General features: G+C 66.3%; 16 protein-coding genes and 1 pseudogene. 11 read left to right on the forward strand and 6 right to left on the reverse strand.

The features are described from left to right. From VIR62_RS04460 to VIR62_RS04475, 4 genes are all read left to right on the forward strand, one after another. Positions 1 to 1,246, forward strand: a 1,246-nt coding sequence (locus tag VIR62_RS04460; RefSeq protein WP_431869042.1) for an ATP-binding protein, incomplete at its 5' end; no start/stop codon positions are given. Positions 1,247 to 1,369: 123 nt separating this feature from the next. After that, on the forward strand, positions 1,370 to 2,401 hold the full coding sequence (locus tag VIR62_RS04465) for a cysteine synthase A (RefSeq protein ID WP_431869044.1): 1,032 nt from the start codon (positions 1,370 to 1,372) through the stop codon (positions 2,399 to 2,401). Positions 2,402 to 2,503: 102 nt separating this feature from the next. Then, on the forward strand, positions 2,504 to 3,217 hold the full coding sequence (locus VIR62_RS04470) for a peroxiredoxin (protein ID WP_431869046.1): 714 nt from the start codon (positions 2,504 to 2,506) through the stop codon (positions 3,215 to 3,217). Positions 3,218 to 3,278: 61 nt separating this feature from the next. After that, on the forward strand, positions 3,279 to 4,349 hold the full coding sequence (locus VIR62_RS04475; protein WP_431869048.1) for an MBL fold metallo-hydrolase: 1,071 nt from the start codon (positions 3,279 to 3,281) through the stop codon (positions 4,347 to 4,349). Positions 4,350 to 4,376: 27 nt separating this feature from the next. On the opposite strand, the gene VIR62_RS04480 is transcribed toward VIR62_RS04475, so the two are convergent. The 3 genes from VIR62_RS04480 to gltX all read right to left on the reverse strand — a co-directional run bounded on the left by VIR62_RS04480 (position 4,377) and on the right by gltX (position 7,801). Continuing rightward, complete coding sequence (locus VIR62_RS04480) at positions 4,377 to 5,006, reverse strand: Hsp20/alpha crystallin family protein (RefSeq protein ID WP_431869050.1); 630 nt, start codon at positions 5,004 to 5,006, stop codon at positions 4,377 to 4,379. A gap of 81 nt (positions 5,007 to 5,087) precedes the next feature. Beyond that, a complete protein-coding gene (locus tag VIR62_RS04485) occupies positions 5,088 to 6,374 on the reverse strand; it encodes a citrate synthase (protein WP_431869052.1) in 1,287 nt (428 codons plus the stop codon). Positions 6,375 to 6,376: 2 nt separating this feature from the next. Next, complete coding sequence (gene gltX / locus VIR62_RS04490; RefSeq protein WP_431869053.1) at positions 6,377 to 7,801, reverse strand: glutamate--tRNA ligase; 1,425 nt, start codon at positions 7,799 to 7,801, stop codon at positions 6,377 to 6,379. Between the two features lie 26 nt (positions 7,802 to 7,827). Between gltX and VIR62_RS04495 the strand changes: the two genes are divergently transcribed. The 6 genes from VIR62_RS04495 (at position 7,828) to VIR62_RS04520 (ending at position 12,096) form a co-directional block, all read left to right on the forward strand. Further along, entirely contained in the window at positions 7,828 to 9,996 is a 2,169-nt protein-coding gene (locus tag VIR62_RS04495; RefSeq protein ID WP_431869055.1) for a ComEC/Rec2 family competence protein, read from the forward strand. A gap of 76 nt (positions 9,997 to 10,072) precedes the next feature. After that, the gene (locus VIR62_RS04500) at positions 10,073 to 10,516 is read left to right on the forward strand and encodes an SRPBCC family protein (RefSeq protein ID WP_431869057.1); all 444 of its coding nucleotides are present in this window, start codon (positions 10,073 to 10,075) and stop codon (positions 10,514 to 10,516) included. After that, a complete protein-coding gene (locus tag VIR62_RS04505; protein ID WP_431869059.1) occupies positions 10,503 to 10,841 on the forward strand; it encodes an ArsR/SmtB family transcription factor in 339 nt (112 codons plus the stop codon). Before VIR62_RS04500 ends, VIR62_RS04505 begins: the two co-directional genes overlap by 14 nt. 138 nt (positions 10,842 to 10,979) lie before the next feature. Continuing rightward, on the forward strand, positions 10,980 to 11,180 hold the full coding sequence (locus tag VIR62_RS04510; RefSeq protein WP_431869061.1) for a hypothetical protein: 201 nt from the start codon (positions 10,980 to 10,982) through the stop codon (positions 11,178 to 11,180). Positions 11,181 to 11,319: 139 nt separating this feature from the next. Continuing rightward, a complete protein-coding gene (locus VIR62_RS04515) occupies positions 11,320 to 11,553 on the forward strand; it encodes a hypothetical protein (protein ID WP_431869063.1) in 234 nt (77 codons plus the stop codon). A gap of 183 nt (positions 11,554 to 11,736) precedes the next feature. Then, positions 11,737 to 12,096, forward strand: coding sequence for a hypothetical protein (locus VIR62_RS04520; protein WP_431869064.1), 360 nt, complete (start codon positions 11,737 to 11,739; stop codon positions 12,094 to 12,096). An 83-nt stretch (positions 12,097 to 12,179) separates the two neighbouring features. On the opposite strand, the gene lexA is transcribed toward VIR62_RS04520, so the two are convergent. Beyond that, positions 12,180 to 12,827 carry a transcriptional repressor LexA gene (gene lexA, locus VIR62_RS04525; protein ID WP_431869066.1) on the reverse strand — a complete coding sequence of 216 codons (648 nt, stop codon included), beginning with the start codon at positions 12,825 to 12,827 and terminating at the stop codon, positions 12,180 to 12,182. A gap of 54 nt (positions 12,828 to 12,881) precedes the next feature. Next, entirely contained in the window at positions 12,882 to 13,490 is a 609-nt protein-coding gene (locus VIR62_RS04530; RefSeq protein WP_431869068.1) for an anthranilate synthase component II, read from the reverse strand. Positions 13,491 to 13,520: 30 nt separating this feature from the next. Here VIR62_RS04530 and VIR62_RS04535 point away from each other — a divergent pair, with 30 nt between their 5' ends. Then, complete coding sequence (locus tag VIR62_RS04535; protein WP_431869070.1) at positions 13,521 to 14,099, forward strand: hypothetical protein; 579 nt, start codon at positions 13,521 to 13,523, stop codon at positions 14,097 to 14,099. An 11-nt stretch (positions 14,100 to 14,110) separates the two neighbouring features. On the opposite strand, the pseudogene VIR62_RS04540 reads toward VIR62_RS04535, so the two are convergent. After that, positions 14,111 to 15,000, reverse strand: a pseudogene (locus VIR62_RS04540) (peptidyl-prolyl cis-trans isomerase); the annotation flags it as partial.

A 15,000-nucleotide genomic window follows, 5' to 3' on the forward strand; every position in this document is an offset into this window, starting at 1 on the left:
TTCGCTCGCCCGCCTGTCGCGCCGGCTCGGCATCGTCATCTCGCGCGCCGTCATCGCCGCCGACGGGGAGCGCGACCTCGACCTGTGGGTCCGCGCCGAGCCGTCCGGGGACGGCATCGACATCGCGATTGGCGGCTGGACCGAACGCCCCGCCCGCGCCCCGGCCGCCTCACCGGAGGTCGAGCGCGAGACCGATTTCCTCCGCGCCTCGGCCGACTGGATGTGGGAGACCGACGAGGCGCTCCGCTTCACGACGCTTTCGCCCGCCGCGGCGGCGGCTATCGGAAAGGTGCCGGCCGATCTCATCGGCAAGCAGCTCACCCGCCTGTTCCGCTTCCACGAAGGCGAGGACGGGGCGCTGCCCATTCTCAATGCGCTCGCCGAGAAGCGGCGTTTCGACGACCAATTCGCCGACCTCCGCACGGAAAGCAAAGCCCGCTACCGCCTCAGCGCCGTACCCCTCATCGACGGCGCTGGCCGCTTCGCCGGCTTCCGGGGCGCGGCGTCCAGCCTTCCCAAATGGCTGCCGGAACCGCCCGCCAACGACGCCGCGCCGTCTCAGCCGCCGCTCAAGGATTCTCCCGCTTTCGGCGAACGGCTGGACAAGGCTCTGCGTGTCCCGCTCGATCACATCATCGCCAATGCCGAGACGATCGGCGCGCAGCCCGACGGGCCGCTCCGCCGCGACTATGCCGGCTATGCCCACGACATAGCCACCGCAGGCCGCCATCTCCTCGCTCTGGTCGACGACCTCGTCGACCTCCAGGCGATCGAGCGGCCGGACTTCAGGCCGGAGGCGGACCCCGTCGACCTCGCCGACGTCGCCCGCCGTGCCGCCGGTCTCCTGTCGGTGCGCGCCGCGGACGCGAAGGTGGGCATCGACAGGCCCGGCGAGAATGAGACGCTGCCCGCCACCGGCGAGTTCAGGCGCGCGCTCCAGATCGTGATGAACCTGCTCACCAACGCCATCCGCTATTCGCCGGAAGGCGGCATGGTCTGGGTGCGCTGCGACCGCGAGGACGATCTCGCCGCCCTCATCATCGCCGACCAAGGCAAGGGAATCGCTCCCGAGGATCAGGCCCGCATCTTCGACAAGTTCGAGCGCGTCGATCCCAACGAGCCCGGCGGTACCGGTCTCGGCCTATACATCGCCCGCCGGCTCGCCCGCGCCATGGGCGGAGACATTTCGGTCGACAGCGCGCCGGGCCAGGGCGCCCGCTTCACATTCACATTGCCGCTGCGATAAGCCGGGGACGTTGGTTCCGGTAACCGGAAATGGCGAGACGGTCACCTTACCCGGCTTGCCGGATAGCCGCCCGCCCGCGCCTTATGCTAAGGCGAAGTCTCTCTTCCACGGAAGGCGTGGGCGATGGATATCCGTGACGGCGTCCTGAACGTGATTGGCCGCACGCCGCTCATTCTCCTGAAGCGGGCGTCCGAGGAAACCGGCTGCAATATTCTCGGCAAGGCCGAATTCCTCAACCCGGGTCAGTCGGTGAAGGACAGGGCGGCGCTCTATATCGTCCGCGACGCGCTCGCCCGCGGCGTGCTGAAGGCCGGCGGCGTCATTGTCGAGGGCACTGCCGGCAATACCGGCATCGGCCTCGCCATGGTCGCCAACGCGCTCGGCATGCGCACCGTCATCGTCATCCCCGAGACGCAGAGCCAGGAGAAGAAGGACACGCTTCGCGCGCTCGGCGCCGAGCTGGTCGAGGTCCCGGCGGTTCCGTACGCCAACCCCAACAATTACGTGAAGGTGTCGGAGCGGATCGCCGCGCGCCTGGCGGAGACCGAGCCCGATGGCGCGGTCTGGGCCAACCAGTTCGACAATGTCGCGAACCGCCAGGCCCATGTCGAGACCACCGGTCCCGAAATATGGGAGCAGACTGGTGGCCGGATCGACGGCTTCATCTGCGCGGTGGGGACGGGCGGCACATTGGCCGGAGTGGCGACGGCGCTGCGCGAAAGACGTTCCGACGTCGCCATCGGCCTCGCCGATCCGATGGGCGCCGCGCTTTACAGCTATTACACGACCGGCGTTCTCGAAAGCAGCGGCAACTCCATCACCGAAGGCATCGGGCAGGGGCGGATCACGCGAAACCTGGAGGGCTTGACCATCGACGCGCCCTTCCAGATCCCGGACGAAGAGGCGATCCCCGTCGTCTTCGAGCTGCTGCGGCATGAGGGGCTGTGCCTGGGCCCGTCCTCCGGGATCAACGTCGCCGGCGCCATTCGGCTGGCCCGGCGGATGGGACCGGGGCACACGATCGTCACCGTACTTTGCGACTATGGAACGCGGTACCAATCCCGTCTCTTCAACCCCGAATTCCTGCGATCCAAGGGTCTGCCCGTGCCGCCGTGGATCGAGCGCCGCGAGGTCATCGAGCCGGATTTCGTATGACGCCCTGGGACGCCCGGATTCCGCGCCCGGGAGCGGTCGTTCACAATGGTTAACGTGCCCCCATTTTGCTATAGCGGCGATTCCCAGACAGAGGAGGATGTCATGGCGCTCCGAATAGGTGATCGCGCTCCCGATTTCACGGCCGACACCACCCAGGGACGTATCAACTTCCATCAATGGATCGGTGACTCGTGGGCTATGCTTTTCTCGCACCCCAAGGATTTCACGCCGGTCTGCACCACCGAGCTCGGCTATCTCGCCAAGACCGAACCGGAATTCGCGAAGCGCGACTGCAAGGTCATCGGCCTCTCGGTCGACCCCGTGGGCGATCATAAACGCTGGCTCGACGATATCGCGCGCGTGACCGGCGGAACGGTAAACTATCCGATCATCGCCGATCACGACCTGAATGTCGCCAAGCTCTACGACATGCTTCCGGCGGAGTCGGGGGACAGCGCCGAAGGTCGCACAGCGGCCAACAATCAGACGGTCCGCACGGTTTTCCTGATCGGGCCGGACAAGCTCATCAAGGCGATTCTCATCTATCCGATGAGCAGCGGCCGAAACTTCTTCGAAGTGCTCCGGCTCCTCGATTCGTGCCAGCTCACCGCCGAATATAAGGTCGCGACGCCGGTCAACTGGTCGCAGGGCGAGGGTGTGATCATCGTCCCGTCCGTGTCGGACGAGGAGGCGCGGGCCCTCTTCCCGGCGGGCTGGAAGTCCGTCACCTCCTATATGCGGCTAGTCCCGCAGCCGGGTAGGGCGGACCTCCCGAAGGCCGATATCGACGTGATCCACAAGTCCGAACCGGTGTAGAATAGGTGGGAGCGCCGTCCACCATGTCGGCGGCGCTCCCCGATTCAGGAGATGCTGGGCGATGATCTTCCACCAGATCGGCAATGGCGGCTGCCAGTCCTACCTGCTCGGGTGCGCGGACAAATGCACGGCGGTCCTGATCGATCCCTCGCTGGTGCATATCGATCGCTATCGCGGGCTCCTGGCGCGCGAGGGCCTGCGCCTGCGCTACGCTATCGACACGCATACCCATGCCGACCATTTCTCCGCCGTGCGCCAGCTCAAGGAGGAGTTCGGCATCCCCGCCGTCATGCACAGCGCCAGCCCGGCGCCCTATGCCGACCTCCGCCTCGACGAGGGCGACATGCTGATCGTCGGCGACATCCGCATCCAGGCGATGCACACGCCTGGCCACACCAGCGATTCCATGTGCCTGCTGGCGGGCGACCGTGTCTTCACAGGCGACACGCTCCATGTCGGCGGCACCGGCCGCACCGACCTCCCCACCGGCGATCCCGATGCTCTCTACGACAGCCTGTTCAACCGGCTCCTGACCCTCGATCCCGATATCATGGTCTTCCCGGGCCACGACTATTCGGGCCGGAAGTCGAGCACGATCGGCCGCGAGATCGCCGAAAATCCCCGCCTTCAGGCCCGCGAGCGAAGCGCCTTCGTGGAGATGATGAACCGTCTCAATCTCTCCGCGCCCGATCACATGACCGAGGCGCTTCGCACCAACATGGCGGGAGGCAAGACGGTGGACCAGCTTCTCGGCGAGGCGGCCGGCAAGGTGCCCTTCATGTCTCTGGCCGAGCTTCGCACCCGCCTTCTGGAGCGCGCCAACGACCTCATCGTCCTCGATGTGCGCGAGCGCGCCTCATACGATGCCGCCCACATCCCCGGCGCCCAAAACCTCCCTCGTGGCCAGCTGGAGCTCCGCGTCAACCACGATCTCCCCGATCCGACCCTGCGCATCGTCACCGTCTGTGAATATGGCAACGTTTCGACGCTTGCCGCGGCGACCTTGCGCGAACTCGGCTTCCGCCGCGCCGCAGCGCTTGACGGCGGTATGAAGGCCTGGCGCGACCTCGACTATCCGGTCGAGGAGGGCGGCAGTCAGCCTTGGGTCGGCGAGCTTTCCCCGGAGATTTGAATTACGGCGAGCGCGCGGCGTCGGGGATCAGGCCGGCGCACCCTGGCCGCGTTTCTCCTGCTCTTTCGATAGGTCGCTCTGACCGCGCTCTTCGCCGCCTTCCCAGCCCCTGCCGATGGCGGGTTGCTCGCCGGACGATGCCGCCTGACCTTCAATCGTCCGTTTTCCGGCCTCTCGGGCGCGGCCGCCGCCGATCCGGATCCGGCGGCTACGGTCCTGCTCTACAGAGCGCGGCAGACGGATGCTCAGCACGCCGTTGTCGCAATCCGCCTCTATCTGGTCCGGATCGGGCGCGAAGGGCAGCTGGATCGAGCGCTGGAACGAGCCATAGGACCGCTCGACGATCCGTGCCGCCTCGTCCTTGCGCTCCTTACGCTTCTCGCCGCGGATGGTGAGCATGTCGCCTTCGACCCGAAGGTCGATATCGTCCTGCGAGACGCCCGGCAGTTCCGCCGAGATTTCGAGCCCGTTCTCGGTCTCGTGTACGTCGAGCCGGGGCGCGGTCATAAGGCCGCCTGGCTCGCCCTCCGATCCGCCCATGCCGCGATAGATGTCGTCGAACAGGCGGTTCATCTCGCGATGAAGGTCCAGGAATGGATCGCCGGGGCTCATCAGCCCACGGTGCCCGCCAAAGGGAACAAGAAAACGTGACGCCATGACATGCCTCCTGCTTGATGGCTCAGGATGGCTGTTCAACCCTTGGGTCCGGTCCCGGGTTCCCGCGTTTTGAGGTAGATATTATCGTTTGTTCACCGGTACATAGTCTCGCTGCGTCGGGCCGGTGTAAAGCTGGCGAGGGCGGCCGATTTTCTGATCGGGGTCGGAGATCATCTCGTTCCACTGCGCGACCCAGCCGACGGTGCGGGCAAGGGCGAACAGGGCGGTGAACATAGAGGTCGGGAAGCCGATCGCCGAAAGGATCACGCCCGAATAGAAGTCGACGTTGGGATAGAGCTTCTTCTCGATGAAATATTCGTCGTTGAGCGCGATCTGCTCCAGCTCGCGGGCCACGTCGAGCACTGGATCGCTGACGCCCAGCTCCTTCAGCACCGCTTCCGCGGTCTTCTGCATCACCTTCGCGCGCGGATCGTAATTCTTGTAGACGCGGTGGCCGAAGCCCATCAGGCGGAACGGGTCCTCCTTGTCCTTGGCGCGAGCGATATATTCGGGGATGCGGTCGGGCGTGCCGATCTCGCGCAGCATGTTGAGCGCGGCCTCGTTGGCGCCGCCATGGGCCGGGCCCCAGAGGCAGGCGATGCCCGCGGCGATGCAGGCGAAGGGATTGGCGCCGGAGGAGCCGGCGAGCCGAACCGTCGAGGTCGAGGCATTCTGTTCATGGTCGGCATGGAGGATGAAGATGGTCCGCATCGCCTGCTCGACGACGGGATTCACCTCGAACGACTCAGCCGGCACGCCGAAGGTCATGCGCAGGAAGTTGCCGGAATAGCCGAGGCTGTTGTCGGGATACATGAAGGGCTGGCCGATCGAATATTTGTAAGCCATCGCCGCGATCGTCGGCATCTTGGCGATGAGGCGGTGGCTGGCGATCATCCGCTGCGCCGGATCGGTGATGTCGGTCGAATCGTGATAGAAAGCGGAAAGCGCGCCGACGACGCCGCACATGATCGCCATCGGGTGGGCGTCGCGCCGGAAGCCGCGGTAGAACTGGATGAGTTGCTCGTGCAGCATGGTGTGGCGCGAGATGGTGTAGGTGAAATTGTCCAGCTCGCCCGCGCTCGGCAGGTCGCCGCGCAGCAGCAGATACGCCACCTCCATGAAGCTCGAATGTTCGGCCAGCTGGTCGATCGGATAGCCGCGGTGGAGCAGGATGCCCTTGTCGCCGTCGATATAGGTGATCGCGGATTCGCAGCTTGCCGTGGAGGTGAAGCCGGGGTCGTAGGTGAAGGCGCCGGTCTGGCCGTAGAGCGTGCGGATGTCGACGACCTCCGGGCCCACCGATCCCGAGAGCACGTCATAATCGTAGCTCTTCCCGCCGAGGGTGAGGCTGGCCTTTTTGTCCGCCATGCTTATTGCTCCTTGTTCGTCATCTTGTCGGCCAGACGCGCCAGGCTTTCTTCACGGCCCAGCAGCACCAGCACATCGAAAATCCCCGGCGAAGTCGCCCGCCCGGTGAGCGCCGCGCGGAGCGGCTGCGCCACCTGGCCGAGCTTGACGTCGGCCGCCTCGGACACCCCTCTGACGGCCTGCTCGGTCGCCTCGGCCGTCCATTCGGGAAGCGCGGCGAGGGCCGCATGGACGAGGGCGAGCAGGTCCGGCGCCTGACCCTCTAGCAACGCCGCGGCACGTTCGTCCATGTCCAGCGGAACCGCCCTGAAAAGAAAGGCGGCACCCTCGGCGATCTCGTCGAGATTCTTGGCGCGCGGCTTCAGCCCGTCCATCGCGCGGGCGAGGAGCGCACGCTCTTCATCCGTAATCTCGCGGTCCAGCCTCGGCGCCACCAGCTCCGCCAGCCGATCATTGGAGGCTTCGCGGATATAATGACCGTTCAAATTCTCCAGCTTCTTCAAATCGAAGCGGGAAGGGGAGCGGCCGACATGGTCGAGATCGAACCATTTGACTGCATCCTCGCGGGAAATGATCTCCTCGTCGCCATGCCCCCAGCCGAGCCGCAGCAGGTAGTTGGATAAGGCCTCGGGCAGCATGCCGAGCTCGTCGCGGTAATTCTCGACGCCCGTCGCCCCATGCCGTTTCGACATCTTCGCCCCGTCCTGGCCGTGGATCAGCGGCACATGGGCGTAGATCGGCTCCGGCCAGCTCATCGCCTTGACGATGCCGAGCTGGCGGAAGGCGTTGTTCAGATGGTCGTCGCCTCGAATGACGTGGGTTACGCCCATGTCGTGATCGTCCACCACCACGGCGAGCATGTAGGTCGGCGTCCCGTCCGATCTCAGCAGGATGAAATCGTCGATCTCGCTATTCTGGACGGTGACGCGGCCCTGCACTCGGTCCTCGATCACCGTCTCGCCCTCACTCGGTGCCTTCAGGCGAATGACGAAGGGCGCGTCGGGCGTCGGCCTGTCCGGCGAACAGTCGCGCCAGACGCTGTTCACCTTGAACGGCCGCCGCTCCGCCTGCGCCTTGGCGCGCTGCTCGGCCAGTTCCTCCTGCGTCATATAACAGCGATAGGCCTGCCCGCGCGCCAGCAGCTCCTGCGCGACCTCGGCGTGGCGCGCCGCGAACTGGGACTGGTAATATTCATGCCCGTCCCAATCGAGGCCGAGCCATTTCATGCCGTCGAGGATCGCGTCGATCGCCGCCTGGGTGGAGCGCGCCTGGTCGGTATCCTCGATCCTCAGGAGGAATTTGCCGCCATGGTGGCGGGCATAGAGCCAGTTGAACAAAGCGGTGCGGGCGCCGCCGATATGCAGGAATCCGGTCGGGGAGGGCGCGAAGCGGGTGACGACCGGGCGAGATTCGGTGGTTGCGCTCAAGCGCCAATTCTCCAAGGATGCCGGCCATGCCGGCGGATGACAGGGGCGCCCCTAGCATAGCGGATGGACCGCGACAAACGGGGCGATCGGCAGGATGGGGCAGGGGGTTCGCGAAGATCAGCGAACGGCTCGAAGCCCGCTTCGATGCGGAGCGCGACCAGCTTCCGCTATGGCTCCCGGTCGGCCTCGGCCTCGGCCTCGGCATCGCCGCTTGGTTCGCGCTGCCGGGTGCAAATGCCTGGACTGCCTTCCTGCTCGCGGGCGGGGCGTTGCTGTTCGCAATGCTCGGCCTCGGCCTCGGCACTCGGTGGGGCAAGGCGGTTGCCCTGTTCGCCTTCGCCGCCGCCCTGGGCTGCGCCCATATCTGGTGGAAGGCCGAACGGGTCGCCGCGCCGGTACTGGAATATGCCCGCATGGCCGAGTTCACGGCGAAAATCGAATCCTTCCAACGTCTTCCCGCACGGGAATCCGTTCGTCTCGTCGTCCGCCCACAGGAGACCGGCCTTCCGCCCAGGCTCCGCGTCAACGTCGACGCCGAGGACGCCGGGCCGGCCCTTCAGCCGGGCGCCACGGTCCGCATCCGGGCCTGGCTGATGCCGCCCCCGCCCATGGCTGTGCCCGGCGCTTACGATTTCGCCCGTTACGCCTGGTTCCACGAGCTTGGCGGCACCGGCCGCGCCAACACGATCGAGGTCGTCGCCCCCACTGGAGAGCGGAGGTGGAGCGCTCGTATCGCCGGCTGGCGACAATCGCTCGCCGATCATATCCAGTCGCGCCTTTCGGGCGGGGAGGGCGGCATCGCCACCGCGCTCGCCACCGGCGACCAGGGCGCGATCTCCGAAGCGGATGCCGAGGCGATGCGCCGCTCGGGCCTTGCCCATCTCCTGTCCGTCAGCGGTCTCCACGTCACCGCCGTCGTCGGCGCCGTGATGCTGCTGACCCTGAAGCTGCTGGCGCTGAGCCCCACGCTCGCGCTCCGCTTCCGCCTTACCGTCGTCGCGGCGGGCGCCGGTGCCCTCGCCGGCATCGCCTACACGATACTCACCGGCGCCGAGGTGCCCACCGTCCGCGCCTGCGTCGCCGCCATCCTGGTCCTGATCGGCGTCGCCCTCGGGCGCGAGGCCATCACCCTTCGCCTCGTCGCGGTGGGCGCGCTCATCGTCCTTCTCTTCTGGCCCGAATCCGTCGCCGGCCCCAGCTTCCAGCTGAGCTTCGCCGCCATCACCGCCATCGTCGCACTCCACGAGCATCCGCGCATGAAGGCGCTGCTCTCACGCCGCGACGAAGGCGTGGTGCAGAAAACGGGCCGTTTCCTCCTGGCGCTCATCCTCACCGGCCTCGCCGTCGAGATCGCGCTGGCGCCCATCGCCCTCTATCATTTCCACAAGGCGGGCTTTTACGGCGCGCTCGCCAACGTGGTCGCCATTCCGCTGACCACCTTCGTGATCATGCCCCTGGAGGCTTTGGCCCTCCTGTTCGACCTGATCGGCCTCGGCGCGCCTTTCTGGTGGCTGACCGGGCAGACGCTCTCGCTGCTGCTCGGCCTCGCTCATGCCGTCGCCGAGACCCCGGGGGCGGTGGCGCTGCTTCCAACCATGCCGATGGCCGCCTTCGCGCTGGTCGTGGCGGGCGGCCTCTGGATCTGCCTCTGGAAGACCGGATGGCGCCGCTGGGGCCTCATTCCCGTCGCTATCGGAGGCGCATGGGCTCTCTCGACGCCGGCTCCCGATCTCGTCGTAACCGGCGATGGCCAGCATCTCGCCGTCCGTACCGCCCAAGGCGGCTTCGCGCTGCTTCGTTCGCGGGCCGGCGACTATGTCCGCGACATGCTTTCGGAAACGTCCGGCCATGAAGGCGAGCTCGCCGCGATCGAGGACCTTCCCGCCGCCGCCTGCAGCCGCGATCTGTGCGCCGCCCATATCGTCCGGGACGGCCGCACCTGGACGCTCCTCGCCACCCGCAGCCGTCACTATGTCGACTACGGTCCGCTGGCGCGCGCCTGCGCCGCCGCCGACATCGTCGTCGGCGACCGCACGCTGCCCCGCACCTGTGTGCCCCGCTGGCTGAAGGCCGACCGCGCCTTCCTCGAAGGGACCGGGGGCCTGTCCATCACCCTTGGCGATTCGCCCCGCGTCACCACCGTCGCCGACCGCGTCGGCCGTCATCCCTGGGTGCAAGCGCCGGACCGGCCCTGAATCGAGACTAAATGCAACTATATGGTTGCCAATCTGAGTCAGGCACGCCATGTACAGGCAACCAGGAGGTTGCATCATGACTGATCGTATCGAGAAGACCGTCGAGCTCAATGCCCCCGTCGACCGTGTCTGGCGCGCGCTCACCGACCATCGGGAATTCGGCGAATGGTTCAAGGTCAGGCTCGACCAGCCTTTCGTCCCCGGAGCGGAGTCGACGGGACAGATGACCTATCCCGGATTCGAACACATGCCGTGGAGGGCGGAGGTCGTGGCGATGGACGAGCCGCGACTCTTTTCATTCCGTTGGCCTCACATGGATGAGCAGCAGAAGGTGCGGGAGGACTGGTCATGGGCCGTGGTCGAGTTCCGGCTCGAGCCCACCGATGCGGGCACTCGGCTGACGGTTACCGAATCCGGCTTCGACGCCCTGCCGCCCGAGAGGCGGGACGAGGCCTATCGCTCGAACGAAGGCGGCTGGGAGGAGCAGATGGGGAACATCAAAGCCCATGTCGAGCGCTAGCGGGCACGCGCGCGCTCCCGACCCCGCGCCGATCTTCGCCGCCCTGGGAGACCGGACCCGCCTGTCGCTCCTGATGAAGCTCAGCGACGGCCAGACCCGTTCGATCGCGCGGCTCTCGGCGGATACGAGCCTCACTCGGCAGGCGATCACCAAGCACCTTCGCGTTTTGGAGACCGCGGGGCTGGTGGAGGGCCGCCGGGTCGGCCGTGAAAGCCGCTTCGCGCTCCGTCCCGAACCGATCGCCGAGGCTCGCTCCTATCTCGACGGCGTCGCGGCGCAATGGGACGACGCCCTGTCGCGGCTTCGGGCCTTCGTCGAACGCTGAAACTTCGTCGGCCGCGACGCGTCATTGGTCGCAAGCGCGCCGGTCCATCGAAGGAGAGGGCGTCGTCGTCGAACGCATCGTTCCTCCGGCGGCGAAATCCGTAAGGGCGCGACAAAACATATCCTTGGGAGAGGACGCATGGAAACGGACCTGCAATATTATACCCGCCGGGTCGTGGAGGAGTTGCGCGCCGCCCGCCGCGCCACGACTCCCGAGGCGCGGCGCACGCACGAGCAACGCGCCACCGCCTTCACGCTCCAGATGCACCGGATCGAGAATACCCCGTCCCTGGCCGGCGGCCCCGCGACCCGGCTGGTCGCCGAGTTGCTCGCCGCTTGAGGGTACTCGGCTCGCCCCAAAGGGTTTTGCCGACCGATTGATCGCTTGCGTCGCAATGGGCATAATAGCTTCGCCTTCGCGAAAGCCGGCGTTCCCGATCGGCGAGGGCGCAATTTCCACGCCTCTCGGGAGACGCGCGATGGACGAGAACAAGCTACAGGTTGAAGACGAATTCGAGGGCGGTTCGATGTTCGCGTCGAACAAGATCCTGATCGCCATGGTGGTGATCGCGCTGATCGCCGTGCTGATCGGCATGGGCGGCCAGCGTTCCGCCCAGGACAAGAGCGCCGACGTCTATTCAGCCGAAGAGGCGGCCGCCGACCGCGCCGACCGCGTCGCCGGCTTCGACGACGAGAAGGCAGGACAGCGGTAAGTCTCGCAGCCGCGCTGTCCGTTCCGCTTCGAATCCCGCCAGGCCGCTCTTGTCGTCCGCCGAGGCGACGCTCGTTCCTGTTCCGAAACAATGCGCTTCTTTTCAATGGTTTAGGCACGGTTAACGGGATGGTAGGGTTACCACCGTATTCAGCGTGCCGAACGCAATATGGAGAGTGGGGAAATGACCAAACAGGCTATGCTGAGTGTCGTCGGCGGCCCGGCCGAGACGCTGACCGGTGCGGGTGCGCGTCTGCGCCTCCTGCTGGCGGCGAAGCTCGTGATGACCACGGGCGAGCTTCCGGTAACGCTGCGCGAGCTTTCTTCGACCAACGCGGTCGTAACCGGAGACGGCTTGCCGTCGGTCGGCACCGATGCCCTGCTGAGGCGGGGCCGTCTCGAGGCCCTCGGCACGGTCATCTGGGCCGACGGCACGCGCGCCTGCCTGGAATTCGAGGATCCGTTGGGCGAAACCGATCTTCTTGCGCAGATGAATCCGGCCGGCGCGCCGCCGAAACTGCCTCTTCCGCCGTCGTTTAACTGAGCTGATTTCCCGGTTTCCGGGGAGCAGAGGTCAGACGTTCGCTCCAGATCCCCGTCCTGTCCCGGGAAAGGAGCGAACGGGCCTCAATACCGTCTCAGCAGCCCAGAGAGCCGGCCCTGCACCACCACCTGCTCGGGCCGGTAGCGCTGCGGATCGTAATTGCGGTTGGCGGGATCGAGGCGGATCATCTGGCCTTCGCGGCGGAAGGTCTTGAGGGTCGCCTCCGCATTGTCGACAAGCGCCACCACGATCTCCCCGTCGCGCGCGGTATCGGTCTTGCGGATGAGCGCGAAATCGCCGTCCAGGATACCTTCCTCGACCATCGAATCGCCGGACACTTCCAGCGCATAATGCTCTCCCGGCCCCAGCAGGGCGGCGGGGACGGCGAGGCTTTCGGTGCCCTGCAGCGCCTCGATCGGCGTGCCGGCGGCGATGCGGCCGTGCAGGGGAAGCTCGACGACGTCGTTGGCGGCGGCCGCGGCAGGGACCCTGAGCGGAACGATATTGCTCCCGCCCTTGTCCGGCATCCTCAGCACTTCAAGTGCCCGCGCCCGGTTGGGCAGCCGCCGGATGAATCCACGCTCCTCGAGTGCCGAAATGAGGCGATGCACGCCCGACTTGGACTTGAGGTCGAGCGCCTCCTTCATCTCCTCGAACGATGGCGATACCCCCGTCTCGGCGAGACGGTCGTGGATGAAACAGAGAAGCTCATGTTGCTTGCGCGTCAGCATCGTCGGTCCCCCATGGAACGTATGAGGAACGTGTAAGGAACAAGCGGAAGTCTGTCAAGCGGTCCGATTTCGTGAGTCGGGCCCGGAGAAGCGCGCGGCCAGTCGCAGGAAGTTTCTCAGCAGCTCGTGCCCCCATTCGCTCGCCACGCTCTCGGGATGAAACTGGACGCCGTGGATCGGCAACGCCCGGTGCCTGAAGCCCTGCACCGTTGCGTCCCGGGCCGTCGCGTTGACGATCAGACACTCGGGCATCTGCTCCGGCGCGACCGTCAACGAATGGTAGCGCGTCGCCGTGAAGGGGGATGGAAGGTCGGCGAAGACGCCCGTTCCGTCATGTTCCACCGCGCAGGTCTTGCCGTGCATCGGCCGTGCCGCCCGGACCACCTTGCCGCCGAAATGCTGGCCGATCGCCTGATGCCCCAGGCACACGCCCAGGAGCGGCCGCCGCGCATCGGCGCAGAGGCGGACCAGCTCGAGCGAAATCCCGGCCTTGTGCGGCGTCCCCGGCCCCGGCGATATCAGGAACGCCTCCGCCCCGGTCGCCAGCGCCTCGGCGGCGGAGAGCTCGTCGTTCCGCACCACCTCCACCGCCGCCCCGAGCTCCCTCAGATAATGGACGATGTTCCAGGTGAAGCTGTCATAATTGTCGACGACGAGGATCATGGTGTTAGATTATCTCCAAGGAGAGCGCAGATGAACTTTGGCGATGGCGCATCTTGGGCAGCCGCTTTGATAGCGGTCGGTTCCATGATTGTGTCGATACGGTACGCGCGGGAGGCTGCCGGTCATCAGGCGGAAATCACGAGGCTGACTAAGGAACAGCATCGACTGGAACTCCGCGCGTGGACAGATCAGTATTTCAATGTCGTCAGGGCTTGGGCAGATCGTGTTTGCGGTACCATTTCTGATGCGATTCATATGTATCGGCTGGATCATAGCGACCCCCTTTTACGCCGGGACATTCTGGCGCGACTGAGCGCGCTCCTCGACTCTGGTCGATGGTATTTTCCGAACCGCCACGCGGAGCAGATTGGTTCACACAAGCCGGCGGCATATCGAGGACTACGTCAGCCGGTCCTGGACGCAATCTTTGCGGCATATGACTGTATCCGTGACGAACGCCCGGAATGCGGGGATAAGCTCGAGTCGATACAGCGACAATTCGTGAGCTATATCCAAGGAGTCCTCGACCCCGGCGCTAGAGAGCACGAGATTAACAGAGTTCTATCGGAGTTTAGCACGGCGGCTGAGATGCGGGCAGCGGCGCCCTAGCAACTCTTCGTCTACTGCGCCCCCGGCCCCGCCAGCTGCTGCCTCAGGCGCTCGATGGCGTCGTCGTGGCGCTCGATGTCGAGGCCGCGCTCGATCGAGCGGCCGAACTGCTCGGCATATTCCTCGCCGAGAATGCCTTCGAACTGGGCGCGGGTGGCACGGATGAGACCCGGCTGCGCGCTCGCGTCCCCGGGCGTCGCTTCCTCCAGATGGACCACGAACCAGCCCTGGCCGCCCTCGGCCGCGAGCAGGCGCGCCGTGCCCTCGGGAAGACTGAACAGCATCGTGAGCGGCGGCGGTACCGGCTGGTCGGGACGGGCGATGTCGATGCGACGGGCGGTGATCGGTTCGGGTGCGCCGAGGGCGGGTTCCGATTCGGCGAAGGCCTGACGCGCCGGCGTCCCGGCGTTGATCTTGGCGACGATCGAGGCGGCCACGGCGCGGGCGCGGTCGAGAGCGCGGCGCTGGGCCAGATCGCCCTTCACCCGGTCCTGGATTTCGGCGAGCGGCGGCGCGGCGGCGGGAACGATGCGGGCGACGTCGATAATCGCGAAGCTCTGCCCCGGCGCCAGGGTCTCGACCAGCGGATCCTCGTCTAGCCCCATGTCGAAGGCGGTCGCCAGCACCGGCTGCAGTTCCGGCGCCCTGAATTCGGGATTGTCGAACTGCACGCCCGATCCGGTGATCGGTGGCGTCTCGCGCATGGAAAGGCCCTCGGCCTCGGCGACCTCGGCCAGGGTCGCGCCATCGGCCAGGCGATCCTCGATCCGCGCGACGAGCGCACCCAGCGCCTCCTCGCGCTTCTGGGCGGTGAGCGACTCGGCGTTCTCGTCGCGCGCCTCGGCCAGCGGCGTGGCGGCGGTGCGAGTGACGCCTTCGACCTTGACGACGTGCCAGCCGA

It is taken from the genome of Allosphingosinicella sp. (genome assembly GCF_036570505.1).
GTDB lineage: Bacteria > Pseudomonadota > Alphaproteobacteria > Sphingomonadales > Sphingomonadaceae > Allosphingosinicella.

Excerpts from the sequence above, each read along its gene's own strand:
- VIR62_RS04465 (WP_431869044.1), top strand. The coding sequence starts at position 1,370 with ATGGATATCCGTGACGGCGTCCTGAACGTGATTGGCCGCACGCCGCTC.
- VIR62_RS04470 (WP_431869046.1), top strand. The coding sequence starts at position 2,504 with ATGGCGCTCCGAATAGGTGATCGCGCTCCCGATTTCACGGCCGACACC.
- VIR62_RS04475 (WP_431869048.1), top strand. The coding sequence starts at position 3,279 with ATGATCTTCCACCAGATCGGCAATGGCGGCTGCCAGTCCTACCTGCTC.
- VIR62_RS04480 (WP_431869050.1), bottom strand. The coding sequence starts at position 5,006 with ATGGCGTCACGTTTTCTTGTTCCCTTTGGCGGGCACCGTGGGCTGATG.
- VIR62_RS04485 (WP_431869052.1), bottom strand. The coding sequence starts at position 6,374 with ATGGCGGACAAAAAGGCCAGCCTCACCCTCGGCGGGAAGAGCTACGAT.
- VIR62_RS04495 (WP_431869055.1), top strand. The coding sequence starts at position 7,828 with ATGCCGGCGGATGACAGGGGCGCCCCTAGCATAGCGGATGGACCGCGA.
- VIR62_RS04500 (WP_431869057.1), top strand. The coding sequence starts at position 10,073 with ATGACTGATCGTATCGAGAAGACCGTCGAGCTCAATGCCCCCGTCGAC.
- VIR62_RS04505 (WP_431869059.1), top strand. The coding sequence starts at position 10,503 with ATGTCGAGCGCTAGCGGGCACGCGCGCGCTCCCGACCCCGCGCCGATC.
- VIR62_RS04510 (WP_431869061.1), top strand. The coding sequence starts at position 10,980 with ATGGAAACGGACCTGCAATATTATACCCGCCGGGTCGTGGAGGAGTTG.
- VIR62_RS04515 (WP_431869063.1), top strand. The coding sequence starts at position 11,320 with ATGGACGAGAACAAGCTACAGGTTGAAGACGAATTCGAGGGCGGTTCG.
- VIR62_RS04520 (WP_431869064.1), top strand. The coding sequence starts at position 11,737 with ATGACCAAACAGGCTATGCTGAGTGTCGTCGGCGGCCCGGCCGAGACG.
- lexA (WP_431869066.1), bottom strand. The coding sequence starts at position 12,827 with ATGCTGACGCGCAAGCAACATGAGCTTCTCTGTTTCATCCACGACCGT.
- VIR62_RS04530 (WP_431869068.1), bottom strand. The coding sequence starts at position 13,490 with ATGATCCTCGTCGTCGACAATTATGACAGCTTCACCTGGAACATCGTC.
- VIR62_RS04535 (WP_431869070.1), top strand. The coding sequence starts at position 13,521 with ATGAACTTTGGCGATGGCGCATCTTGGGCAGCCGCTTTGATAGCGGTC.